Genomic DNA, 23620 nt, shown 5'->3' on the forward strand with positions numbered 1-23620 from the left:
AACAACGGCGCGATCTTCTCCCACTGCGCGTCCGTCAGCTCATGTCGTCGCACCATGCCCGACGCCTGCCCCGCCCCGGGCATGGTCCACCCACCCCAGCAAGAGCCATCAGAAACGCCCTAGTCCTCAGGGCTCCGTTGGTCCTCAGGGCTCCGTCGTCTCCGTACCGCGTACGCCCCCAGGATCACGACCAGCGTGAGGGCGCTGGCCGCGAAGTCCATGCGGGTGTCCGGCAGGAAGGCCATCGCGAGGATGACGACGGCCATCGCGCCGACCGTGAACCAGCTCAGATACGGATAGCCCCACATCTTCAGCGTCAGCGCGCCCGGGTCCTCCCGTTCGAGACGGCGGCGCAGCCGCACCTGGGAGAGGGCGACCAGGAGATAGACGAAGAGCGCCACGGCCCCGTAGGAGTGGACGATGAAGGAGAAGACGGTGTCGGGGGAGACGTAGGCGAAGACGACCGAGACGTAGCCGAGGACCGTCGCCAGCAGGATCGCGCGGCGCGGGACCCCGTTGGCGCTGAGCTTGGTGAGGCCGCGCGGCGCGTCGCCGTTGCGGGTGAGCGCGAAGACGATGCGGGAGGCGCTGTAGAGCCCGGCGTTGAGCGCGGAGAGCACGGCGACGAGGATGATCACCCGCATCACGTCGTCGGCGTGCGCGATCCCGATGTGCTGGAGCGCGGCGACGTACGGGCCGTCGGCCATGCTCTTGGAGTTCCACGGCACGATCGCCACGATCAGGAAGATCGAGCCGACGTAGAAGAGCAGCACCCGCAGCACCACGGAGTGGGTGGCGCGGGCGACCGCGCGGCGCGGCTCGGTCGACTCGGCCGCCGCCAGCGCGGCGATCTCCGCGCCGGTGAAGAAGCCGACGGCGGGGATGACGGAGGTCAGGATCGGCCCGATGCCCATGGGCGCGAAGCCGCCGTGCCCCGTCAGGTTCCCCACGTCGGCGTGGGCGCCCGGCCACAGGCCGACGACGAAGACGAGCCCGAGGACGAGGAAGACGGTGATCGCCGCGATCTTCAGCGAGGCGAACCAGTACTCGAACTCGCCGAAGGACTTCACCGAGAAGAGATTGACCGCCGTCAGCAGCACCATCAGGCAGAGGCTGATGACCCACAGGTCGATGCCCGGCAGCCAGGCGTGGATGATCGTCGCCCCGGTCACGGCCTCCAGCGCGACCACGTTCACCCAGAAGTACCAGTAGAGCCAGCCGATGGTGAAGCCGCCCCAGGAACCGAGGGCGAGGCGGGCGTAGGAGTAGAAGGAGCCCACCGCCGGGCGGGCCACCGCCATCTCGCCGAGCATCCGCATCACGAGGATGGCGAGGCCGCCCGCCAGCAGGAACGAGACGATGGACGCGGGTCCCGTCTCGCTGATGACGACGCCACTGCCGACGAACAGCCCGGCGCCGATCACCCCGCCCAGCGCGATCAGCGTCATGTGGCGCTGCTTGAGGCCGATGTGCAGCCCTCCGCTCCCCCCGGTCCCGCCGGGCGGCGGTTCGGGCGGCGCGGCCTCGGCCTCGGCCTCGGTCTCGCGCGTGCTGGCCGGTGCGGTCTCGGCCGTTCTGTCGTCCTGTCGCACAGTGAGCCCCTTTCAGCTCTCAGCCGTGGACGCTGTGCGCCACGTCGTCCACCATCACCGCGACCCCGGACAGGAGTTCGTCCAGCACCTCGCGGTCGGCCACCAGCGGCGGCGAGATCATCAGCATCGTGGCGCCGCGGTCGTCCGGCCGCAGCACCACGCCGGTCTTGCGGAACGCCGCTGGCAGCACCTCGCGCAGCACCCGTGCCGACTGCTCCTCGGTGAGCTCCGCGCCGCTCTCGCGGTCGGCGGTGAACTCGACCGCGTAGAAGAAGCCCATGCCGCGCACCTCCTTCACCACGCGGCTGCGGGACTTGATGTCCTCCAGACCGGCGCGGAGCTCGGGGCCGAGCGTGCGGACGTTGTCGAGCACGTGCTCGTCGCGCATCGCCGTGATGTTGGCGACCGCCACGGCCGTGGAGACCGGGTGCCCGCCCCAGGTCGCGCCGTGGGTGAAGGTGCCGCCCAGCGGCGAGTCGTAGAGCGCCCGGACCAGCGGCTCACGGGCGATCATCCCGCCGAGCGGCGCGTAGCCGGAGGTCGCGCCCTTGGCGAAGGTGATCATGTCGGGCACCGCGCCGAAGGCGCCGCTGCCGAACCAGTGGCCCAGCCTGCCGAACGAGCAGATCACCTCGTCCGCGACGAGCAGCACCCCGTGCCGGTCGCAGATCTCGCGCAGCGCCCGCCAGTAACCGTCGGGCGGCACGAGCGCGCCGCGCCCGTTCTGCACCGGCTCGGCGAAGACGGCGGCGACGTTCTCCGGGCCCTCCTCGACGATGGCCCGCTCGATGGCGCGTACGCACTCCAGTTCGGCGGCGGGGCCCTGGTCGCCCGTCACGCCGAGCGTGTGCGGCACGTGCCGCACGCCCTCCAGCAGCGGCATGAACGGCTCGCGCATCTTCGGCAGCCCGGTGACGGACAGCGCGCCCATCGTGACGCCGTGGTAGGCCATGTGACGGCTGATGATCTTCGTTCGCCGCGGCTGTCCCTGGCTCCTGTGGTACTGCCGCGCGAACTTGATGGCCGTCTCGACGGCCTCCGAACCGGAGTTCACGAACCACGTCACGTCCAGGTCGCCGGGCGCCAGCTCGGCGATGAGGCTCGCGGCCTCCACGGACGGCGGGTGCGCGGCGCCCCAGTTGGTCGAGTACGCCATGGTCTCCATCTGCCGCGCGGCGGCGGAGACGATGTCGGAGCGGCTGTGCCCCATGTTCACGCAGAACAGCCCGGCGAGCCCGTCGAGGAACCGGCGCCCGCGCTCGTCGTAGAGGTGACAGCCCTCGCTCCGTACGAAGACGGGGAGTTCGTCGCTCCGCCAGGCGTCCCGCCGGGTGAAGTGCTGCCCCAGGTGCGCCTGTGCCTTCGCGCGCAGTCGGGAGCCGGAGCCGGTGTCGGTGGTCGTCTCGGTCATGGTCACGGTGTTCTCCTCCTCGGGGTGTGCGGTACGTGTGCGGTACGTACGGGCGGGCTCAGTGCAGGAGCGCTGCCGCGTCGGCGTGCTCGTAGCCGTGCGCCTCGGCGACGGGGCGGTACGTCACCCGGCCGTCCACGACGTTGACGCCCCGCATGACGGCGGGATCGGCGTGGCAGGCGGCGGCCAGTCCGTGGTTCGCGACCGCCAGCACGTACGGCAGCGTGACGTTGGTGAGCGCGTACGTGGAGGTGTTGGGGACGGCGCCCGGCATGTTGGCGACGCAGTAGAAGAGCGAGTCGTGCACGGGGTAGACGGGGTCGGCGTGGGTCGTGGGACGGGAGTCCTCGCAGCATCCGCCCTGGTCCACGGCGATGTCCACCAGCACCGAGCCGGGGCGCATGCCCGAAACCATCCGGTTCGTCACCAGCTTGGGCGCCCGCGCGCCCGGGACGAGCACGGCACCGATGACCAGATCGGACTCGGCGACGGCCCGTTCGAGTTCATACGCGTTTGACGCGACCGTAGTGATCCGGCCCTGGTACATCCGGTCCGCCGCGCGCAGCTTGTCCACGTTCAGGTCGAGCAGCGTGACGTCCGCCCACATGCCGGTCGCCACGGCCACCGCGTTCATCCCGGAGACGCCCGCGCCGATCACGGTGACCTTCGCGGGGCGCGTCCCGGAGACGCCGCCCATCAGCACGCCGCGCCCGCCCGCCGCGCGCATCAGGTGGTACGCGCCGACCTGCGGCGCCAGCCGCCCCGCCACCTCCGACATGGGGAAGAGCAGCGGCAGCGAGCCGTCGTCGGGCTGCACCGTCTCGTAGGCGACGCCCGTGATCCCCGAGGCGACCATGGCCTCGGTGCACTCGCGGGAGGCCGCGAGGTGCAGATACGTGAAGAGCGTCTGGCCCGCGCGCATCCGGTGGTACTCCTCGGCCACCGGCTCCTTGACCTTCAGGACCAGTTCGGCCTGGTCCCACACCTCGTCGGCGGAGCGCAGCACGGTCGCGCCCGCCGCCTTGTAATCGGTGTCCGCGATGGACGAGCCCGCGCCCGCGTCCTCCTCGACGCACACGGTGTGGCCCGCGCGGGTCAGCTCATGGACCCCGGAGGGCGTGATGGCCACCCGGTACTCGTGGTTCTTGACCTCGCGGGGGATGCCGATCCTCACAACGCACTCCGATCTGTCCGACCATCTGTCGGATCGTCTGTCCGACTTCTGTCCAGCGGCGCCGATGGGGTTTAGATTGCGGATTCAACTGGTCCGGCGGAAAGTGCCAGGACCGGCGACTCTGATGGGACCAGGCTGCGGGAGGCTGCATGCCACGCACGGTGATCGAGGTGGACCGGGAGTCGGAGGAACCGCTGTACCGGCAGCTGCGCAAGGCGATCGAGCACGGGATCGGCTCGGGCATGGTGGACGCCGAGGGCAGACTGCCCTCGTCCCGCGAACTCGCCCGTGAGCTGGGACTTTCCCGGAACACGGTGAACGCGGCCTACCAGGAGCTGGTCGCCGAGGGCTTCGTGGAGAGCCGCGCGAGGCAGGGCCTGTTCGTCAACCGGGAGATGCGCCCGTACTGCGCCGTCGAGCAGGTCCCGGAGGTGCGGGAGTACGACTGGTCGGCGCGGCTGCACGGGCTGCCGTCGCGCCGCGATCCGCTGCCGCACATCGAGAAGCAGACCGACTGGGTCGGGTATCCGTACCCGTTCCTCGCCGGACAGGTCGACTTCCGCGCCTTCCCGGCGCGCTCCTGGGCGCGGGCGCTCAACGACGCGCTGTACCACCCGCACGTCCAGTTCAGCCTCCAGGACAGCATCGCCGCCGACGACCCGCTGCTCGTCGAGACGCTCTGCACGCGGCTGCTGCCCGCGCGCGGCGTACGGGCCGAGCCCGACGAGGTGCTGGTCACCGTCGGTTCGCAGCAGGGCCTCGATCTGCTCAGCCGCGCCCTGCTGGGCCCCGGCTCGACCGTCGCCGTCGAGGATCCCGGCTATCTCGACGCGCGGCACATCTTCGCCCGCGCCGGGGCCGGACTGCGCCGGCTGCCCGTCAACGCCTCGGGTCTGCAGCCGCCCGCCACGCTTGAGGGCGTGGACCTGCTGCACGTCACGCCGAGCCACCATCACCCCACCAATGTCACGCTCGGTATCGGACGGCGGCGCGAACTGCTCTCGCTCGTACGGGAGTCGGGCACGGTGATCGTCGAGGACGACTACGACAGCGAGTTCCGCTACCAGGGCCGCCCCACGCCCGCGCTCAAGGGCCTGGACGAGACGGGCCAGGTCGTCTATCTCGGAACGTTCTCCAAGTTCCTCGCGCCGGGACTGCGCCTCGGTTATCTCGTCGCCTCGCGCGAACTGGTCCGCGAGCTGCGCGACATCCGCCGCTACTCGGTCCGGCACCCCTCGGGGCACACCCAGCGGGCCCTGGCGCTCTTCATCCGTTCCGGCGAGTACCACCGGGGCGTACGGCGCTACCGCACCCGGCTGATGCGCAAGTGGGAGGCGGCCTGCGCGGCCGTCAACACGCATCTGCCGTGGCACTCCTCGCCGCCGCCCGGCGGCGTCAGCCTCTGGATGACGGGCCCGCCGGGGCTCGACGGGCGGCGGCTCGCCGAACTGGCCCAGCGGCGCGGGGTGCTGATCGAACCCGGGGATCTCTATTTCCTGGGAGACGATCCGCCTCGGAACCACTTCCGCATCGGCCTCGCCGCACCCCAGCTCGCCGCGATCGATCCGGGCGTGCGGATCCTGGGCGAGCTGGTGGAGGAGGCGTCGGACGGGTCCGGGTTCGGGTCCGTGCCGGGTGGCGCTTGACTTCAAGGATTGTTGAAGTTCGAGGCTGGGGGTCAGGCGGTCGAAGGGACCGCACCGTACGGAGGAGACCCCATGAGCAGCAGTTCCGCGGCCGTCCGCTGGGTGAGCGACCACGCCAGCCCCCTCACGACCCTGGACTCCGCCGCACCGCTGGACGACCTGCGGGCGCTCGCCGAGAGCGTGCGCGACGCCGGGATCGTCGCGCTCGCCCACTCGATGCGCCACTCCCGTGAACTCTCCGCCGTCTCCCACCGCGTGCTGCGGCTGCTGGTCGAGGAGCACGGCTTCCGCTCCCTCGCGCTGGAGGGCGACGACCCGGCCGCCCGCGGCCTCTCCGCGTACATCGCCGAGGGAAAGGGAGACCCGCGCGAGATCCTCGCCGGATCACGCTCGTTCTGGCGTACGGGCGAACTCCTCGACGTCGTGGAGTGGATGCGCGCGTACAACGAACGGCACCCCGGGGACCCGGTCCGGTTCGCCGAGTACGCCAACCCCGAAGGCGGGTTCACCGGCATGGACCACATCGAACGCCACCTGGCCGAGACCACCCTGCGCTGGCACGAGCGCAGCGGCGACCGCATCGTCTACTGGGGCGGACTCGCGCACATGGCCGTCGGCGCGCCGGGCACCACGGCGGGCAGCCGCCTGCGCGAACGGCTGGGCGCGAAGTACGCCGCCGTCGGCCTCACCTTCCACCACGGCACCGCGCTCTACGACTTCCCCGCGCCGCCCGCCGACTTCGCCGAGTCGGTTCTCGGCGCGGCGGGCCACGACGCCTTCACGCTCGACCTGCGCGCCGGGGGCGATGCGGACCCGGCGGCCCGCGCATGGCTCGACGGGCCGGTCACGACCCGCCTGATCGGACCCGCCTACGACCCGGAGCACGACGCCGACTACTCGATGACGGCCGACTCCTTCACCGGCATGCTCGACGCCGTCATCCACGTCCGCGAGGTGACGGACGGAAGGCCGCTGGAGCCCGCCGCGCGGTGACGGCGAGCGGCGCCGCGAGGTCCAGGGCCGAGGTCCGCGACAGGTACGGGCTCAGGTCGCCGCCCACCGTCAGCCCGTACAGCTCGACCGCGCCCTCGGCCTCGATCCCGGCCGCGACCTCTTGGAGATGGCCGTCCAGCAGGCCACGCCCGTTGGCCTGCGCCGTGGCCCCGTCCATCGGGCCGCCGTCCGAGACGAGGCAGAGCAGCCTCCGCTCCTCAGGGCGTCGTGCGGCGCGGTGCGCGGCCCACTCCAGGGCCTCGCCGTCGACGCCCTCGCGGTACAGGTCGGGCTTGAGGAGCGCCGCGAGTGCGGTACGGGCGCGGCGGTACGGCACTTCGGCGTCCTTGACGACCAGGTGCAGCCGCTCGTTGAGCCTCCCCGGGCGCGGGGGCCGCCCCGCGCGCAGCCAGTCGCGGCGGGCCCGGCCGCCGTGCCAGGCGGCGGTGGTGAAGCCGAGGAGCTCGCAGGAGGCGCCCGCGAGTTCGAGGGCGCGGGCCCACACGTCGAGCAGCGCGGCGAGGCGCTCCCGGTGCGGCTTCATCGAGCCGGAGCAGTCGAGCAGGAACGTGACGTGCGCGTCCGTACGCGGCCCCGCGCGCTCGGTGCGGAAGACCCGCCGCTCGGCGGGGGAGACGACCAGCCGCGCGAGGGCGCGCCCGTCGATCAGCCCCTCCTCCTGGCCGCCGGTCCAGCCGTCGGGGCCCGGCGTGGCCAGCAGCGCGCGCAGCTCCCGCGCGAGCCGCGCCGTCTGCGGCCGCCCCTCCTCGATCCGCCGGTCGAGCCGAGCCCGGTACTCCCGGGCCAGCTCCGGGCGTACGAGCGTGAGGGCGGCGCGCTCCTGGTCGTAGGCCGTGGTGAAGACGCGGTAGCCGTCGCCGTCCGGGGAGGCGGGCGAGCCTGTCGACGGGGAGGGCGCGCCGCCCTCGTCCCCTTCGCCGTCCCCGCCCTCGTCCAGGAGCAGGGCGAAGCGGGAGTCCTCGTCGGGCGGTTCGCGTTCCGCCCGTTCCCCGCCGTCCTCCTCCAGCATCGCGGCGACCGTACGGGCGACGGTCAGCGCGTGCGGCGCGTACGCGGCCTGGTCGGCGCGGTGCCGTCGCAGCGCGGCGAGTTCATGGCCCAGCCGGGCGCCGAGCGCCGCGCGTGTCGCCTCGATCGGATCCTCGGCCTCCGGGAGCACCGAGCCGCCCAGCACCCGGGCGCGGCAGACCTCCAGCGTGGTGAAGAGCAGCAGGCCACGGGCGGTCTCGGTGAGCCCCGAGGCGAGGAATTCGCGGGCCCAGGCGGCGTGTCGGCGGCGGAGATTGGCCGCCACGCCCGGCAGCGTCGCGGGCACCCGCGACTCGGCGCGGTACTGCTCCAGCGCCCCGAACAGCAGCCGCTCCACCGCGCCCTCGGGTCGCAGCCGCGCGTGCAGCGCCGCGTCCGAGCCGGTGAGCCGCAGCGCCAGCCCGTCCGCCACGCCGCGCAGCGCCGCACGCTCGTCGTCGGGGGAGTGGCGCAGGTGCGGCGCCGACACGGGGACGGGCGTGCGGCCGTGGTGCAGCCGGTGCCCCCGGAAGACCAGTCCGGGCGTGTTGCTCAGTGCCCGTACGGCCGCCGCGCACAGCTCCTCGGCGTGGCGTTCGGCACTCACACCGGCGGCGCTCACACCGGCGGCACTCACACCGCGTCCAGCTCGCGGTCGAAGCAGCGCTGGAAGAGCTCGGCGACGAGCGGGCGTTCGTCCTCGTCGCACTTGTTGAGGAACGACAGCCGGAAGGCGAGCGCCACGTCGCCGAACAGCTCGGCGTTCTCCGCCCAGGTGATGACCGTACGCGGCGACATCAGCGTCGACAGGTCGCCCGCGCGGAAGCCGGAGCGCGTCAGCCCGGCGACCGCGACCATCGCCTCGGCGTGCGGCGCCGCCGGCACCCGGGCCCGGACGATCGCGGCCTCCTCCTCCGGCGGCATGTGGCCCAGCGTGGCGACGATGTTCCAGCGGTCCAGCTGCGCGTGGTTGAGCCGCTGCGCGCCCCGGTAGAGGCCGTACGGGTCGCCCAGCCCGACCGTGTTGGCGGTGGCGAAGAGACGGAAGGCGGGGTGCGGGTCGAGGACCCGGTTCTGGTCGAGGAGCGTGAACCTGCCGTCCCGCTCCAGCAGCCGCTGCAGCACGAACATCACGTCCGGCCGCCCCGCGTCGTACTCGTCCAGCACCAGCGCCACGGGCCGCTGCAGCGCCCAGGGCACGATGCCCTCCTGGAACGCGGTGACCTGCTTGCCGTCCCGCAGCGTGACCGTGTCCTTGCCGACCAGGTCGAGTCGGCTCAGATGCCCGTCCAGATTGACGCGCACGCAGGGCCAGTTGAGGCGCGCCGCGACCTGCTCGACGTGGCTGGACTTGCCCGTGCCGTGCGGGCCCTGGAGCAGCACGCGCCGGTTGTGCGCGAAGCCCGCGAGCAGCGCGAGGGTCACGTCCGGGTCGAAGCGGTACGCCTCGTCGCGCTCGGGCACGTGCGCCGAGGGCTCGCTGAACGCGGGCACCTTCAGGTCCGTACGGAGGCCGAAGACGTCACGGGCCGAGACATGCACGTCGGGGCCGGGTATCTCCTCGCTCACTCCTGGCCCCCCTCGCGCTCGACGCGGGCGATGGCCTCGGCCGCGCGCTGGAGCGTGGGCAGCAGGTGCAGCGCCTTGTCGGCGGTGAGCCGCATGACAGGTGCCTGGACGGCGACGCACTGGTTCGAACGCCCCGACGGGGTCGGCACCAGCACCGCCACGCAGACGAGTCCGGGCAGGAACTCCTCGTCGTCCACGGCGAAGCCGTCCCGCCGCACGCGCGCGAACTCCTCGTCCAGCGGCCCGAGGTCGGTCACCGTCTTCGGCGTGTACTGCTTCAGCGGCGCGTGCGCGAGGAGCTTGCGGCGCTGGGACGGGCTCATCTGGGAGAGGATCATCTTGCCGCTGGCCGAGCAGTGCGCGGGCACGCGCGAGCCGGGGCGGAGGTAGAAGCGCAGCGGCTCGGGGGTCTCGACGCGGTCCAGGTAGACGACCTCGTTGCCGGAGAGCGCGGTGATGTTGCAGCTCTCCCCGATCTCCTCGACCAGGCCGCGCAGCACCGCGTGCCGGGCGCCGTGGTGCGTGGCGTTGAGCAGCAGGTTCTCGGCAAGCCTGCGCAGCCGGGCGCCCGTCCCGTAGTGCCGCCCGTCGCTCTGCCGTACGAGCAGGCCCGCGCCCTCCAGCTGCTGGAGCATCCGGTGGAGCGTCGGCTTGGGCATGCCGGTCCCGTCCACCAGGTCCTGGAGCGTGACCAGTTGGTCCTTCGCGGCGATCAGCTCCAGCAGGGCGAACAGCCGCATCGTGGGCGTGTCGCCGTTGAGCGTGTCCATGATCCCTCCGTCTGTTCGTGTTCCGGAAAACAAGCTAGCAGGTACCGATTTACGGAACACATGGTTGACGGCCGCGAGAGCGCACTCCTATGGTCCGGATCAGATCCTGATTTCAGGAACTCCACGTACCGATTCTTCGCCATACCTTTCGCCCTCCGTGGCGGCCGAAGGAGCTGGAGCATGAGCGAGCCGCAGAAGATGACCCCCTCCGAAGCCTTCGTCGAGACTCTGGTCGCCAATGGCGTGACCGACATCTTCGGCATCATGGGCTCGGCGTTCATGGACGCGATGGACATCTTCGCGCCCGCCGGTATACGTCTCGTCCCCGTCGTCCACGAGCAGGGCGCCGCGCACATGGCCGACGGCTACGCCCGCGTCAGCGGCCGGCACGGTGTCGTCATCGGCCAGAACGGCCCCGGCATCAGCAACTGTGTGACCGCCGTCGCCGCCGCGTTCTGGGCGCACAGCCCCGTCGTGATGATCACCCCCGAGGCGGGCACGATGGGCATCGGCCTGGGCGGCTTCCAGGAGGCCAACCAGCTCCCGATGTTCCAGGAGTTCACCAAGTACCAGGCCCACGTCAACAACCCCCGGCGGATGGCCGAGCTGACCGCGCGCGCCTTCGACCGCGCGATGTCCGAGATCGGCCCGACCCAGCTCAACATCCCCCGCGACCACTTCTACGGCGAGATCGAGGCCGAGATCCCGCAGCCCATGCGCGTGGACCGGGGCGCGGGCGGCGAGCGCAGCCTGAACGAGGCCGCCGAACTCCTCGCCTCCGCCGAGTTCCCCGTCATCATCTCCGGCGGCGGCGTCGTCATGGCCGACGGAGTCGAGCAGTGCAAGGCCCTCGCCGAGCGGCTCGGCGCCCCCGTCGTCAACAGCTACCAGCACAACGACTCGTTCCCCGCCAGCCACCCGCAGTGGTGCGGCCCGCTCGGGTACCAGGGCTCGAAGGCCGCGATGAAGCTCATCTCCAAGGCTGATGTGGTCGTCGCCCTCGGCACCCGGCTCGGGCCCTTCGGCACGCTCCCGCAGCACGGCATGGACTACTGGCCCAAGGACGCGAAGATCATCCAGATCGACGCCGACCACAAGATGCTCGGCCTGGTCAAGAAGATCACCGTCGGCATCTGCGCCGACGCGGCCGACGCGGCCGAGGCACTGACCCGGCGCCTGGAGGGCAAGACCCTCGCCTGCGACGCCACGCGCGAGCGCCGCGCCGGGGAGACCGCGGCGGAGAAGGAGGCCTGGGAGGCCGAGCTCTCCGAGTGGACCCACGAGAAGGACCCCTACAGCCTCGACATGATCGCCGAGCAGGGCGAGGAGGAGGGCAACTGGCTCCACCCCCGGCAGGTCCTGCGCGAGCTGGAGAAGGCCATGCCGGAACGGGTCATGGTCTCCACGGACATCGGCAACATCAACTCCGTCGCGCACAGCTACCTCCGCTTCGAGGAGCCGCGCTCGTTCTTCGCCCCCATGAGCTTCGGCAACTGCGGCTACGCGCTGCCCACCATCATCGGCGCGAAGGCGGCGGCCATGGACCGCCCCGCGATCGCGTACGCCGGTGACGGCGCCTGGGGCATGTCCATGGGCGAGGTCATGACGGCCGTACGCCACGACATCCCCGTCACCGCCGTCGTCTTCCACAACCGGCAGTGGGGCGCCGAGAAGAAGAACCAGGTCGACTTCTACGATCGCCGATTCGTCGCCGGAGAACTGGAGAGCGAGAGCTTCGCGGGCATCGGGCGCGCGATGGGCGCCGAGGGGATCGTCGTCGACAAGCTGGAGGATGTCGGGCCGACGCTTGAGCGTGCCGTCGATCTCCAGATGCGGGAGGGGAAGACGACGGTCGTCGAGATCATGTGCACGCGTGAGCTGGGTGATCCCTTCCGCCGTGACGCCCTCCAGAAGCCGGTCCGCTTCCTGGAGAAGTACCAGGACTACGTGTAAGAGCCGCACCTTTGGCAGGCACCTTGTGCCCCGTGCCCCGGCGCTGCTGTGCCGGGCACGGGGTGCCCCGCCCGGTCACGACACGTCGGGGCTTGCCCCCTCTCCCTCAGGGGCGCGGGCCTGTGTTTGATGTGCGGCTCCGCCGCGGGGCGCTCCGGGCCCAAGACTTTCGGGCTTGCCCACTCAGGGGCGCGGGGAACTGCGCGCCAAGCCACGACGCGGGCGCGGCCCGCGAAGTACAGCCCGGGGCTCCCCGGGCGCGGCTCTTGCACGCGGGGCACCCGGCGCAGGGGGCTGCGCTTGCCAACCCTGCGCCTTGCGCAGACTTCCCAAGCTCAGCGGAGGGAGAAGCGCAGAACTCCCAAGCTCAGCGGGAGGGAGAAGCAGGGGGCGGGCGGGAGGAGAGACCCGCACTCAGAGATCGGCCAATACAACGGAGTGCCCATGCTCGTAGAACCGCACGCCCCACTTCCCGTACCCGGTGAAGCCGGGCCCGCCGTGCAGGCGTTGACGGAGAAGTGGGCGGCACGGCTCAGAGACGGGGCGCGGCGGCCCCGTGTGGCCCTGGTCGAGGCGCTGGACCCCCGCGTCCTGTGGGCCGCGGCCCGGCTCGCGGAGGGGCGGGCCGTGACCCCGGTGCTGGTCTCCACGGAGCCCGGGGCCGTACGGGAGCGGGCCGCGGACCTCGGGCTGAAGCTCCCCGAGGACCCCGAGCGGCTCGACTTCCTCGACCCCTCGGCGTACGCGGACACGCTACAGCCGCTGCTGGACGGACGGCCGGGCGGCGAGGACCCCCTCTTCCTCGCCGCCACGGCACTCCGTACCGGCGACGTGGACGTGTGCGTCGCGGGCAGCGACCGGCCCACCGCCGACGTGCTCCGCGCCGGGCTCCGCGTCGTCGGCCTCGCGCCCGGCATCCGTACGCTCTCCAGCAGCTTCCTCATCGTCCGGCCCGACGGCGGTGTCCTCTCCTACGGGGACTGTGCCGTCGTCGTCGACCCGGAGGCCGCGCAGCTCGCCGACATCGCCCGTGCGACGGCCGCTGGCCACCGCGCGCTCACCGGCGACGAACCGCGCGCGGCCCTGCTCTCGTTCAGCACGCAGGGCAGCGCCGACCACCCGCGCGTCGAACGGATACGGGAGGCGCTCGCGCTGCTCCGCGAGGGGGACCCGGGGTTCGCGGTGGACGGCGAGATCCAGTACGACGCGGCGGCCGACCCCGACGTCGGCCGCGCGAAGGCACCCGGCTCACCGGTCGCCGGAAAGGCCAACACCTTCGTCTTCCCCTCCCTGGAGGCGGGCAACATCGGGTACAAGGTCGCCCAGCGCGTGGGCGGCTGCGCCGCGATCGGCCCGCTGCTCCAGGGGCTCGCCGCGCCCCTGCACGACCTGTCGCGGGGCTGCACCGGATCCGACATCGCGGCCCTCGCCCTCGCCGGGGGAGTGCAGGCACTCGACCGCCACGACCGCCACGACCAGGAGTCGCCATGACCGCCCTCAGCCTCGCCGTGCTCGACCTCGCCGGGACGACCGTGACCGACGCGGGGATCGTCGAGGACGCCTTCACCCACGCACTCGTCCGCGAGGGCGTCGAGGAGGGGAGCGCCCGGCACGCCCGCATGATGGGCCATGTCCGCGCCACCATGGGCGAGTCGAAGATCTCCGTGTTCCGGCATCTCTTCGACGGGGACGAGGACACCGCCCGGCGGGCGAACGCCGCGTTCGAGGAGGGGTACGGGCAGATGGTCGCCGCCGGGCGCTGCGCCCCGCTGCCCGGGGCCCGCGAGGCGATCGAGACGCTGCGCGCGCGGGGCTGCGCGGTCGTCCTCAACACCGGCTTCTCGCCCCGCACCCGCGACGACCTGCTCTCCTCCCTCGGCTGGACGGGGCTGGCCGACGCGGTGCTCTCGCCCGCCGACGCCGGGCGCGGCAGGCCGTACCCCGACATGGTGCTGACGGCCCTGCTGCGTACGGGCGCTCCCGCGGTGGACGCGGTGGCCGTCGTCGGCGACACCCCGCACGACATGCGCGCGGGCCGCGCGGCGGGCGCCGGGCTGGTGGCCGGGGTGCTGACGGGCGGCCAGAGCCCGGAGACCCTGCGGGAGGCGGGCGCCGACCGGGTGCTCGGCTCGGTGGCCGAGCTGCCCGCGCTGATCGACCGGGCTGATCGACCGGACTAACGGTCCTGCCGCGCCAGCGCCTCCGCGCTGACCGGAGTGAAGAGGTTCACCAGGTTCCCGTCCGGGTCGCGGAGGAGCAGGGAACGGTTGCCCCACGGCATGGTCGTCGGCGGCTGGACGAACTCGTGGCCGAGGGAGCCCAGCCGCTGGTGCTCCGCGTCGACGTCGGCGACGCGGAACTCGGTGATCACGGAGCGGTTGGCGGCCGGTTCGGCGGAGCCCGGTGCGAACAGGGGTACGGTGCGCTCGCTCGCGAGCGCCAGGGTGCACACCTCGGTCCTGAGCTCGGCGAACTCCGGGGTCGCCCAGGTCGCGGCGGCGCCGGTGACCTGTTCGTAGAAGGCGACGAGGCGGCTGACGTCGCCGGTGATCACGCGGATCGAGACGAAGTTCATGAGGGGTCTTCCTGTCGTTCGAGGTGCCCTGTCGGGCGGTACGCCGACCACGCTAGGAGCGATACCGGGCAGAATCCGCCCGGTATTCGCGGCAGACTCGTATCCGTGACCACATCGACCGCCCGGGTGCTCGCGCTGCTGGAGATCCTCCAGGGCGGCGGCACCCGCACCGTGCCCGCCCTCGCCGCCCGTCTCGACGTCGACGAGCGCACCGTCCGCCGGTACGCGGGACACCTCCTGGACCTCGGCGTGCCCGTCGAGTCGGTACGCGGTCGCCACGGGGGCTACCGGCTCGCTCCCGGATACCGGATGCCGCCGCTGATGCTCACCGACGAGGAGGCGCTGGCGGTTCTGCTCGGGCTCCTGGCCGCGCAGGAAGCCGGGCTGGTCACCGCCTCGGCCGCGGCGGGCGAGAGCGCGGCGGCGAAGATCCGGCGGGTCCTGCCCAAGGCCCTGGGCCGCAGGCTGGAGGCGCTGCGGGAGACCGCCGCCTCCACCGCGCGGCCGCCCGCCGCTGCGGCGCCGGACACCGAGGTGCTGCTGGGGCTCGCCGAGGCCGCGCTCCACCAGCGCCCCGTGGCCCTCACGTACACCGGCCGCGCGGGCCGCCGCAGTGAACGCACCGTGCTGCCCTACGGACTGGTGGCCCACTCCGGGCGCTGGTATCTGACCGGCGTGGACCCGGACGCGGGGGACGCGGAGGTGCGTACCTTCCGGCTGGACCGGATCGCCGCCATGGACGTGCGGCCCGGCTCGTTCGCCGTCCCCGCCGGGTTCGACCCGGTGGCCACGGTGCTGGACAGCCTCGCCCGGGCGCCGTGGAAGCACGAGGTGTCGCTGCGCGTCCGGGCCGCCGTCCCGCACGTACGCCGCCACCTCCCGGCCTCGATCGCCACGCTCGCCGAGGAGCCCGGGGGATGGGTGCGCGTGCGGATCCGGGCCGAGCGGCTGGAGTGGATCCCTCCCCTTCTGGCCGCCGTGGACAGCCCGTTCGTCATCGAGGAGCCCGCCGGGCTGCGCACGCTGGTGCGCGATCTGGCCCGCCGCCTCGACGAGTGCGCCTCGGCCGGACCGGATTCCGCGTTCCCTGATTCCTGAGCGTTTTCCACCCCGGCGTGCCTCGGGGGCGCTGGTATCTTCGGCGGCGATTCGCGCGAGGGATTTATCCCGAGAAATACGGCGACCGAACGTGCCCCGTGCACAGAGGTGGAGTACATCCGATGCGGCTTCGGCTCAAGATGAATCCGGTCGTGTTCGTGGCGTCGACCCTGCTCATTCTCGTCTTTCTGGTCGCCGGGGTCACAGCGACGGACGCACTGCACGGATTCTTCGAAGCGGCGCAGGAGGGAATCGCCGAGTCCCTGGACTGGTACTACCTGCTCGTGGTCGGCGGTTGTCTGGTGTTCGTCGTCTGGCTCGGCGCGAGCCGGTTCGGCCGGATCCGCCTCGGCCCGCCCGACAGCAGGCCGGATTACCGCTACCTCACGTGGTTCGCGATGCTCTTCACCGCGGGCATGGGGATCGGATTGGTGTTCTGGTCCGTCGCCGAGCCCCTGTCGCACCTCGCCGATCCGCCGATGGCGGAGCCGGGCGGCGCCGCCGCGCGCAGGGAGGCGATGAGGTTCACGTTCTTCCACTGGGGCCTGCACGCCTGGGCGATCTACATCGTGGTGGGCCTCTCCCTCGGCTACTTCGCCTACCGGCACGGGCTCCCGCTGCTGATCCGCAGCGCGCTGTACCCCCTGCTCGGCAAGCGCATCCACGGCCGTATCGGCGACGCCGTCGACACCTTCGCGGTCTTCGGGACGATGTTCGGCGTCGCCACCTCGCTGGGGTTCGGGGTCCTCCAGATCAACGCGGGGATGGCGAGCCTGGACCTTGTTCAGCAATCGACCACCGTGCAACTGGTGCTCATCGTGGTGATCACCATCGCGGCGACCTTCTCGGTGCTGAGCGGACTCGACAAGGGAATTCTCCGCCTTTCGCTCGTCAACGTGTGCGTCGGCGTCGCCCTCATGGCATTCGTGCTGTTCGCGGGGGCCACCACCGATGTGCTGTCGAGTTTCGTCCAGCAGGTCGGCGACTACGTCCAGACGCTGCCGGGGACGACTCTGTGGGCGGACGCCGATGAGCGCACGGGATGGCAGGCGCGGTGGACCATCTTCTACTGGGGATGGTGGATCAGCTGGGCGCCGTTCGTGGGAATGTTCATCGCCCGTATCTCGCGCGGCCGTACCATCCGCGAATTCGTCTTCGGCGTTCTTCTCGTGCCCGCCTCTCTCACCTTCCTTTGGCTCGCGGTCTACGGGAACACCGCCTTCTCGCTCGACGCGCAGAGCGGCGGCGCGCTCTCCGCCAAGGTGGCCGACGACCCCGCGACCGCGCTCTTCGGCCTGCTCGGCGAACTGCCGCTCTCCCAGGCCACGACCGTGTTCGCGATCCTGGTCGTGGCCGTGTACTTCGTGACGTCGTCGGATTCGGCGGCGTTCGTCATCGACCTGCTGACCTCCGGCGGCGCCTCGGACACGCCGAAGATCCAGCGCGTGTACTGGTCCTTCGTGGAGGGGGCCGTCGCCGCCGTGCTGCTGCTCGCGGGGTCCGGCGGGCTCCTGGCCCTCCAGACCGCCGCGATCACGACGGCGCTGCCGTTCAGCGTGGTGATGCTCGTGATGTGCTACGGGCTGGTCCGCGCCCTGTACGCGGACGACCGCCGGATGCCGCTCGACAGGATCACGCTCGCCGACCCGCAGCACGAGCGCGTCCCCGCGAGTGAGGGCCAGCGACGGAACCCGGTCCGGGACCATGTGCAGGGCGCGCCCTGAGCCCTCGGGGAGCCCTCAGGAACCCTCAGGCGTCGTCCACCCGCTCCCGCACCCACTCGTGGAACTCCCCGATGTGGTGCTCGCTGGGGACGAGGACGCCGCCGTCGCGGTACGCACGCGAGGACATCGCGGGCTGGGTGCGCTCGCAGGCGGCGAAGTCCTGGAGGTTGACCCGGTGGAACAGCTCCACCGAGTGCGAGACGTCGGCGCCCGCCTCGACGACCTCGGGGGCGTAGAGCCAGTCGCACTCCACGACCGTACGGTCGGCCGCGAGCGGGAACATGCGGTGGACGATGACGTGGTCGGGGACCAGGTTCACGAAGACCTGGGGCCTGATGGTGATCGCGTAGTAGCGGCGGTCGTGGGAGTCGGGGACGCCCGGCAGCCGGTCGAACCCCGCGCTGCCGTCGACCGTGAACCCCTGCGCCTCCTCCGCGAACTCCGGGCCGTGCCCCACGTAGAACTGCGCGGCGAAGCCGTCGGCGAACTCCGGGAGGACCTCGGTGAGTTCGGGGTGGATGGTGGCGCAGTGGTAGCACTCCATGAAGTTCTCGATGATGAGCTTCCAGTTCGCCGCCACGTCGTAGGTGTGCCGGGTGCCCAGCGCCAGGGCCTCGATGCCGTAGTGGCCGATGACGTCCGTGCCGCCGAGCCGTTCGGCGACGTCGCCCATCACCGTCTCCTCGAAGGAGGGCGGCTCGGGGGCGAGGCAGACCCAGGCGTAGCCGAGCCATTCGCGCAGGTGGACGCCGTGCAGCCCGTACTGGGTGCGGTCGACGTCCGTCATCCGCGTCAGGTTCGGCGCCGCGGTGAGCTTGCCGTCCAGGTCGTACGTCCAGGCGTGGTACGGGCATTGGAGGGCGCGCCGCACCGCGCCGGACTCCTCGGTGCACAGCTGCGCGCCGCGGTGGCGGCACACGTTGAGGAACGCGCGCAGCTCACCCTTCCGGTTACGGGTGATCAGCACGCTCTCCGCCCCGACGCGCACCGTGCGGTAGGCACCCGGGCGGTCGAGGTCGGCGGAGCGTACGGCGCAGTACCACTGGGACTCGAAGAGGTGCCGCTGCTCGCGCCCGAAGAGTTCGGGGTCGGTGTAGTAGCGGCCGGGGAGGGTGGCGAGCAGACTCGGGGCTGCCGTCGTCGTCATGGATGCGCTCCGCGGAGGGGATCGAAGAGGCCGATGGGGTGCTCGGTGGCGCCGTTCAGCGCGAGGTCGGCGCAGATCTCGCCGACCACGGGGACGAATTTGAAGCCGTGCCCGGAGAAGCCGCAGGCCACCGTCACGGAGTCGGGGTGCTCGGGATGCCGGGCGATCACGAAGTGCTCGTCGGGCGAGTTGGTGTACATGCAGGCCACCGCCTTGTGCGGACGGCCGGGCAGGTCGGGGATCCGCGTGGCCATGTGCGCGGCCATGGCGGCGACCTCCTCGTCGCGCACGGTCCGGTCGAGGGTGTCGGGGGTGCACACCGTCCCTCTGCGGAAGAAGGCCACCTTGGCGCCGCCGTCCGGGCCCTCCAGCGCGGGGAAGCCGTAGACCTGTGTGGCGTTCTCGTCCTCCCAGATGTAGACGGGATGCCGGTCGGGCGTGAAGGGGCCCGTTCCGCCGCGCGGATGGAACCAGTGCTGGACCTGCCGCTCGACCGTGAACTCCACGCCCAGGTCGGCGAGGAGCGACGGCGCCCACGCGCCCGGGCAGACGACGAGATGGCTCGCCGTGTAGACGTCCTCGGAGGTGTGCACCCGTACGCCCGCGCCGCCCGGCAGCACCTCCCACCGGGTCACCGGCTCCTCGAAGTGCAGGTCGGCGCCCGCTTGCATGGCCAGCTGGAGGTGGGCCGCGACGGTCGTCTCGGGGCGGACGAGCCCGGCCCGCGCCTCGTAGAGCGCGACCTCGTCGTCCCGGGGTGTGAGGGTGGGGAAGCGGCGCCGGATCTCCTTGGCGTCCAGCATCTCGTGCGGCAGGTCCCACTGCTGGGCCGAGCGCAGGCTGCCCGCGACCGTACGGGATCCGGGGGCGCCCAGCATGACGCCGCCGCAGAGGGTGCTGAGGGTGCGCCCGGTGTCCTGTTCGAGCTTCGCGAAGAGCTCGTACGAGCGCAGCAGCAGCGGGACGTAGGCCGGATCCTCGAAGTAGGACTGGCGGATGATCCGGGAACCGCCGTGGCTGGATCCCCGGTTGTGGGCGGGGCCGTGCTTCTCGATGCCGAGCACGCGGGTGCCGCGCGCGGCGAGGTGGGCGGCGGTCGCGCTGCCCATCCCGCCGAGCCCGACGACGATGACGTCGAATGAGGGCATGGGTGTCTCCCGTCTCAGCGGCGGATCTTCGCCATCTCCGGGTCGAACAGGGGCTCTTCCCGCACCGTCGCCGGGACCTTCTCGCCGAAGTAGTCGACGGAGACGGCCGTGCCGGGACCGGCGTGGGCCGGAAGCCACGCGTACGCCACACAGCGGCCCACCGCGTAGCCGTACGCCGCGCTCGTGACGTAACCGGAGGCGAAGCCGTCCACGTACACGGGCTCGCCGCCCATCACCATCGACGCGGGGTCGTCCAGGGTGAGGCAGGTCAGACGGCGTGTCGTCTCCCCACGCGCGGCCAGCGCGTCGCGGCCCACGAAGTCGCCCTTCTTCATCCGGACCGCGAAGCCGACCCCCGCCTCGTACGGATCGTGCTCGGCGCTCATGTCGGCGCCCCAGGCGCGGTAGCCCTTCTCCAGGCGGAGGCTGTTGAAGGCGCTGCGCCCCGCGGCGACCACGCCCAGCTCCCGCCCGGCCTCCCACAGCGTGTCCCAGAGCCGCAGCCCCAGGTCGGCGGTGGTGTAGAGCTCCCAGCCCAGCTCTCCGACGTAACTGACGCGGAGCGCGGTGACCGGCACGCAGCCGACGTACGTCTCACGGGCCTTGAAGAAGCCGAAGGCCTCGTGCGAGAAGTCGGCCGGGGTGAGCGGCTGGACCAGGTCACGGGCGAGCGGGCCCCAGACCCCGACGCAGCAGGTGCCGGAGGTGATGTCGCGCAGCTGGACGCCGTCGGGCGCGTGCTCGGTCAGCCAGTCCAGGTCGGCGGGCGTGTTGGCCCCGATCTGCCAGCGCTCGGGGCCGAGCCGGGCCGCCGTCAGATCGCTGCGCACGCCCCCGTTCCCGTCGAGCAGCAGGGTGTACGTGACGGAGCCCGGGCGCTTGTCGAGCTGGTTGGTGGTCATCCGCTGGAGGAACGCGAGCGAACCGGGGCCCGTGACCTCCAGCCGGCGCAGCGGCGTCATGTCGAACATGGCGACCCGCTCGCGTGTCGCGCGCGCCTCGGCCGCCGCGATCGGCGACCAGTGCCGCGCCGACCAGGCGTCCCGCTCGGGCAGGTCGAGGCCCTCCGCGAGCGGCGCGTTCGCCTCGTACCAGTGCGGGCGCTCCCAGCCGCCGGACTCCAGGAAGTACGCGCCGAGTTCGCGCTGGCGCTGGTGGAAGGGGCTGACCCGGAGCGGCCGGGGCCGCTCGGGCGGCTGGAGGGGATGGATGACGTCGTAGACCTCCACGAAGGCCTGCTCGCCGCGCTCCCGTACGTACGCGGGGGAGCGCTGGCCCCCCTCGAAGCGCCGCACGTCGCAGTCGTGCGTGTCCACGGACGGGCGTCCGTCCGTCATCCACTCGGCGACGGCGCGCGCCGCGCCCGCCGAGTGCGTGACCCAGACGGCCTCGGCGAACCAGAAGCCGCGCAGCGCGCCCGACTCGCCGAGCAGCGGCATGCCGTCGGGCGTGAAGGAGAAGACGCCGTTGAAGCCGTCGGCGACCGTGGTGTGCCCCAGGTCGGGCAGCAGCGCGGCGCACTCCTCCCAGCTCGGCGCGAAGTCCTCGGTGGTGAAGGGCAGCGAGGAGGGCATGACCGGCGCCTCGTCGTACGGCAGGACGCCGAACGGGTCGACCGGCAGCGGCCGGTGCGCGTAGGTGCCGATGCCGAGGCAGGGGCCGCCGTCCGCGTCCAGGTGCTCGCGGAAGTACAGGTCCTGGTCCTGGTGGCGCAGGATCGGGCGTACGGCCTCCGGGTCCGCCGCGCTCGGAGGGGACGTCAGCCCGGGGAGCGGCGCCGTGCGCGCGTACTGGTGCGCGAGCGGCAGCAGCGGGACCTCCGCACCGGCCATCGCGCCGATCACGGGACCCCAGAACCCGGCGGCCGAGACGACGTGCGCGGCCGGGAAGGTGCCCCGGTCGGTGACGACGCCGGTGACCCGGCCGTCCGCGCGCTCCACGCCCGTCACCGTGTGCCGCTCCAGGAAGCGCGCGCCGCGCGCACGGGCGCGGGCGATCTGCGCCTGGCAGGCGAGCGTGGCACGGGCCAGCCCGTCGCCGGGCGTGTGGAAGCCGCCCAGCACCCGTTCCTGGTCGAGCATCGGCCACAGCTCCGCGCAGCGCGCGGGCCCGACCAGCTCGCCCTGGACGCCCCAGGAGGCGGCGAGCCCGGCCTTGCGGTGCAGGTCGGACCAGCGCTCCTCGGTCGTGGCCAGCTCCAGCCCGCCGACGGGCAGGAAGCAGGACCGCCCGTCCACCTGGAGCGAGCCGAACTTCTCGACCGTGTACGTCGCGTACGCGGTCAGGGTGCGGGACGGGCTCGTACGGAACACCAGCCCCGGCGCGTGCGAGGTGGATCCGCCGGGCTCCGCGAGGGGCCCCTGCTCCAGCACGGTCACGTCGCTCCAGCCGCGCGCCGTCAGCTCGTCGGCGAGCGAACACCCGACGATCCCGGCACCGACGATGACGACGGGCACGCTCTTGTCGTTCTCCGAGCTCACAAGACCACCACCGATCGCAGGACCTTGCCCCGCACCATCCGGTCGAAGGCGAGCTCCACCTCGTCGAGCGCGACGGTCTCGGTGACGAACGCGCCGAGGTCGAGCTTGCCGCTGAGGTAGAGGTCGATGAGGACGGGGAAGTCGCGGCTGGGCAGACAGTCCCCGTACCAGGACGACTTGAGGGCGCCGCCGCGCCCGAAGACGTCGATGAGCGGGAGGCCGAGCCGTGCCTCCTGGCCCGGCACGCCGACCTGGACGAGCGTGCCCGCCAGGTCCCGCATGTAGAAGCCCTGCTGATAGGTGTCGGCGCGGCCGACCGCGTCGATGACGACGTCGGCCCCATGTCCGCCGGTGAGGCCGCGGACGGCCTCGACGGCGTCCGTGCCGCGGGAGTTGACGCTGTGGGTGGCGCCGAACTGTGTCGCCGTGTCGAGCTTGCTGTCGTCCACGTCGACGGCGATCACCCGGCGGGCCCCGGCGAGCGAGGCCCCGGCGATCGCCGCGTTGCCCACGCCGCCGCAGCCGATGACGGCGACGGTGTCGCCGCGCGTGACGCCGCCGGTGTGCACGGCCGCGCCGTAACCCGCCATGATCCCGCAGCCGATGAGTCCCGCGGCCTCGGGCCGGGCCGCGGGGTCCACCTTCACGGCCTGGCCCGCGGCGACCAGCGTCTTCTCGGCGAAGGCGCCGATGCCGAGCGCGGGGGTGAGCGGTGTGCTGTCGGCCAGCGTCATGGGCTGGGCGGCGTTCTCGGAGTCGAAGCAGTACCACGGGCGGCCCCGGCGGCAGGCGCGGCAGCGGCCGCAGGGCGCGCGCCAGGCCAGCACGACGTAGTCGCCGGGCAGCGGGTCGGTGACGCCGGGGCCGACGGCCTCGACGATCCCGGCCGCCTCGTGGCCGAGCAGGAACGGGAAGTCGTCGCCGACGGCGCCTTCCCGGTAGTGCAGGTCGGTGTGGCAGACGCCGCACGCCTGCACGGTGACGAGAACTTCTCCCGGGCCGGGGTCCGGCACCAGGACGGTCTGCACCTCCGCCGGTGCGTCCTTCTTCATCGCGATGACAGCGCGGACCTCGTGTGGCATTCCCAGACCTCGCAGCTTGTTGCGTAGTGCACGACTGGTTGCGCTATGAGAGACATAGTGAGAACGCGGAAGTCCGCCGTCAAGAGATGTGGATCAGTGGTTCCTGACGGATCGTCAGGTCTCAGCGCACGGCCGTACAGGTGCCCGAAAGGCGCTCTGAGCAAGGGAGTTGCAAAGTTCTGGCCCCGGGGCCAGTGATCCCCGGGGCCGGTGCGCGGAGCCGCGCGGG

18 protein-coding genes are annotated in these 23620 nt (G+C 72.2%); 7 read left to right on the forward strand and 11 right to left on the reverse strand.

Annotated elements, in window-relative coordinates; translation table 11 throughout:
• Window positions 1-119: 119 nt before the first annotated feature.
• Genes ACGF3A_RS13550 through ald form a run of 3 tightly spaced genes read right to left on the reverse strand, consistent with a single transcriptional unit; the run spans window position 120 to window position 4177 of the window.
• Window positions 120-1592: an amino acid permease gene (locus ACGF3A_RS13550; RefSeq protein WP_393729148.1), complete on the reverse strand. Its 1473-nt coding sequence runs from the start codon at window positions 1590-1592 to the stop codon at window positions 120-122.
• Window positions 1593-1611: 19 nt separating this feature from the next.
• Window positions 1612-3003 carry an aspartate aminotransferase family protein gene (locus tag ACGF3A_RS13555; protein ID WP_393730651.1) on the reverse strand — a complete coding sequence of 464 codons (1392 nt, stop codon included), beginning with the start codon at window positions 3001-3003 and terminating at the stop codon, window positions 1612-1614.
• 58 nt (window positions 3004-3061) lie between these two features.
• A complete protein-coding gene (ald, locus tag ACGF3A_RS13560; protein ID WP_393729150.1) occupies window positions 3062-4177 on the reverse strand; it encodes an alanine dehydrogenase in 1116 nt (371 codons plus the stop codon).
• 149 nt (window positions 4178-4326) lie between these two features.
• Here ald and ACGF3A_RS13565 point away from each other — a divergent pair, with 149 nt between their 5' ends.
• On the forward strand, window positions 4327-5823 hold the full coding sequence (locus ACGF3A_RS13565) for a PLP-dependent aminotransferase family protein (RefSeq protein WP_393729152.1): 1497 nt from the start codon (window positions 4327-4329) through the stop codon (window positions 5821-5823).
• Window positions 5824-5895: 72 nt separating this feature from the next.
• Window positions 5896-6816: an erythromycin esterase family protein gene (locus ACGF3A_RS13570; protein ID WP_393729154.1), complete on the forward strand. Its 921-nt coding sequence runs from the start codon at window positions 5896-5898 to the stop codon at window positions 6814-6816.
• Here ACGF3A_RS13570 and ACGF3A_RS13575 read toward each other — a convergent pair.
• From ACGF3A_RS13575 to ACGF3A_RS13585, 3 genes are read right to left on the reverse strand one after another with little or no spacing between them, the layout of a single operon-like run.
• Window positions 6761-8452 carry a cobalt chelatase gene (locus tag ACGF3A_RS13575; RefSeq protein WP_393729156.1) on the reverse strand — a complete coding sequence of 564 codons (1692 nt, stop codon included), beginning with the start codon at window positions 8450-8452 and terminating at the stop codon, window positions 6761-6763. The genes ACGF3A_RS13570 and ACGF3A_RS13575 overlap by 56 nt on opposite strands.
• Window positions 8453-8478: 26 nt before the next feature.
• Window positions 8479-9414, reverse strand: a complete 936-nt coding sequence (locus ACGF3A_RS13580; RefSeq protein WP_393729158.1) for an AAA family ATPase — start codon at window positions 9412-9414, stop codon at window positions 8479-8481.
• Window positions 9411-10184 (reverse strand): IclR family transcriptional regulator, encoded by a 774-nt coding sequence (locus ACGF3A_RS13585; protein ID WP_393729160.1) that lies wholly within the window; start codon window positions 10182-10184, stop codon window positions 9411-9413. Before ACGF3A_RS13585 ends, ACGF3A_RS13580 begins: the two co-directional genes overlap by 4 nt.
• A gap of 180 nt (window positions 10185-10364) precedes the next feature.
• On the opposite strand from ACGF3A_RS13585, the gene xsc reads away from it, so the two are divergent.
• The 3 genes from xsc (at window position 10365) to ACGF3A_RS13600 (ending at window position 14317) form a co-directional block, all read left to right on the forward strand.
• A complete protein-coding gene (gene xsc, locus ACGF3A_RS13590) occupies window positions 10365-12137 on the forward strand; it encodes a sulfoacetaldehyde acetyltransferase (RefSeq protein ID WP_393729162.1) in 1773 nt (590 codons plus the stop codon).
• A gap of 444 nt (window positions 12138-12581) precedes the next feature.
• The gene (locus tag ACGF3A_RS13595; RefSeq protein ID WP_393729164.1) at window positions 12582-13628 is read left to right on the forward strand and encodes a phosphate acyltransferase; all 1047 of its coding nucleotides are present in this window, start codon (window positions 12582-12584) and stop codon (window positions 13626-13628) included.
• The gene (locus ACGF3A_RS13600; RefSeq protein WP_393729166.1) at window positions 13625-14317 is read left to right on the forward strand and encodes a phosphonatase-like hydrolase; all 693 of its coding nucleotides are present in this window, start codon (window positions 13625-13627) and stop codon (window positions 14315-14317) included. Before ACGF3A_RS13595 ends, ACGF3A_RS13600 begins: the two co-directional genes overlap by 4 nt.
• On the opposite strand, the gene ACGF3A_RS13605 is transcribed toward ACGF3A_RS13600, so the two are convergent.
• Window positions 14314-14712: a VOC family protein gene (locus ACGF3A_RS13605; RefSeq protein ID WP_393729168.1), complete on the reverse strand. Its 399-nt coding sequence runs from the start codon at window positions 14710-14712 to the stop codon at window positions 14314-14316. The two genes, ACGF3A_RS13600 and ACGF3A_RS13605, sit on opposite strands and share 4 nt — an antisense overlap.
• Window positions 14713-14817: 105 nt before the next feature.
• Between ACGF3A_RS13605 and ACGF3A_RS13610 the strand changes: the two genes are divergently transcribed.
• Together ACGF3A_RS13610 and ACGF3A_RS13615 are read left to right on the forward strand one after the other, a co-directional pair.
• Window positions 14818-15810, forward strand: coding sequence for a helix-turn-helix transcriptional regulator (locus ACGF3A_RS13610; protein WP_393729170.1), 993 nt, complete (start codon window positions 14818-14820; stop codon window positions 15808-15810).
• 122 nt (window positions 15811-15932) lie between these two features.
• The gene (locus ACGF3A_RS13615; RefSeq protein WP_393729172.1) at window positions 15933-17534 is read left to right on the forward strand and encodes a BCCT family transporter; all 1602 of its coding nucleotides are present in this window, start codon (window positions 15933-15935) and stop codon (window positions 17532-17534) included.
• A gap of 25 nt (window positions 17535-17559) precedes the next feature.
• On the opposite strand, the gene ACGF3A_RS13620 is transcribed toward ACGF3A_RS13615, so the two are convergent.
• Genes ACGF3A_RS13620 through ACGF3A_RS13635 form a run of 4 tightly spaced genes read right to left on the reverse strand, consistent with a single transcriptional unit; the run spans window position 17560 to window position 23391 of the window.
• Window positions 17560-18681: an aromatic ring-hydroxylating dioxygenase subunit alpha gene (locus tag ACGF3A_RS13620; protein WP_393729174.1), complete on the reverse strand. Its 1122-nt coding sequence runs from the start codon at window positions 18679-18681 to the stop codon at window positions 17560-17562.
• Complete coding sequence (gene solA / locus ACGF3A_RS13625; protein ID WP_393729176.1) at window positions 18678-19829, reverse strand: N-methyl-L-tryptophan oxidase; 1152 nt, start codon at window positions 19827-19829, stop codon at window positions 18678-18680. Before solA ends, ACGF3A_RS13620 begins: the two co-directional genes overlap by 4 nt.
• Window positions 19830-19843: 14 nt before the next feature.
• The gene (locus tag ACGF3A_RS13630; protein ID WP_393729178.1) at window positions 19844-22309 is read right to left on the reverse strand and encodes an FAD-dependent oxidoreductase; all 2466 of its coding nucleotides are present in this window, start codon (window positions 22307-22309) and stop codon (window positions 19844-19846) included.
• Window positions 22306-23391, reverse strand: a complete 1086-nt coding sequence (locus ACGF3A_RS13635) for an S-(hydroxymethyl)mycothiol dehydrogenase (protein ID WP_393729180.1) — start codon at window positions 23389-23391, stop codon at window positions 22306-22308. The genes ACGF3A_RS13630 and ACGF3A_RS13635 overlap by 4 nt, the downstream gene beginning before the upstream one ends.
• Window positions 23392-23620: the final 229 nt, after the last annotated feature.

It is taken from the genome of Streptomyces sp. NPDC048172 (assembly GCF_043202595.1).
In the GTDB taxonomy this organism is placed as follows: domain Bacteria; phylum Actinomycetota; class Actinomycetes; order Streptomycetales; family Streptomycetaceae; genus Streptomyces.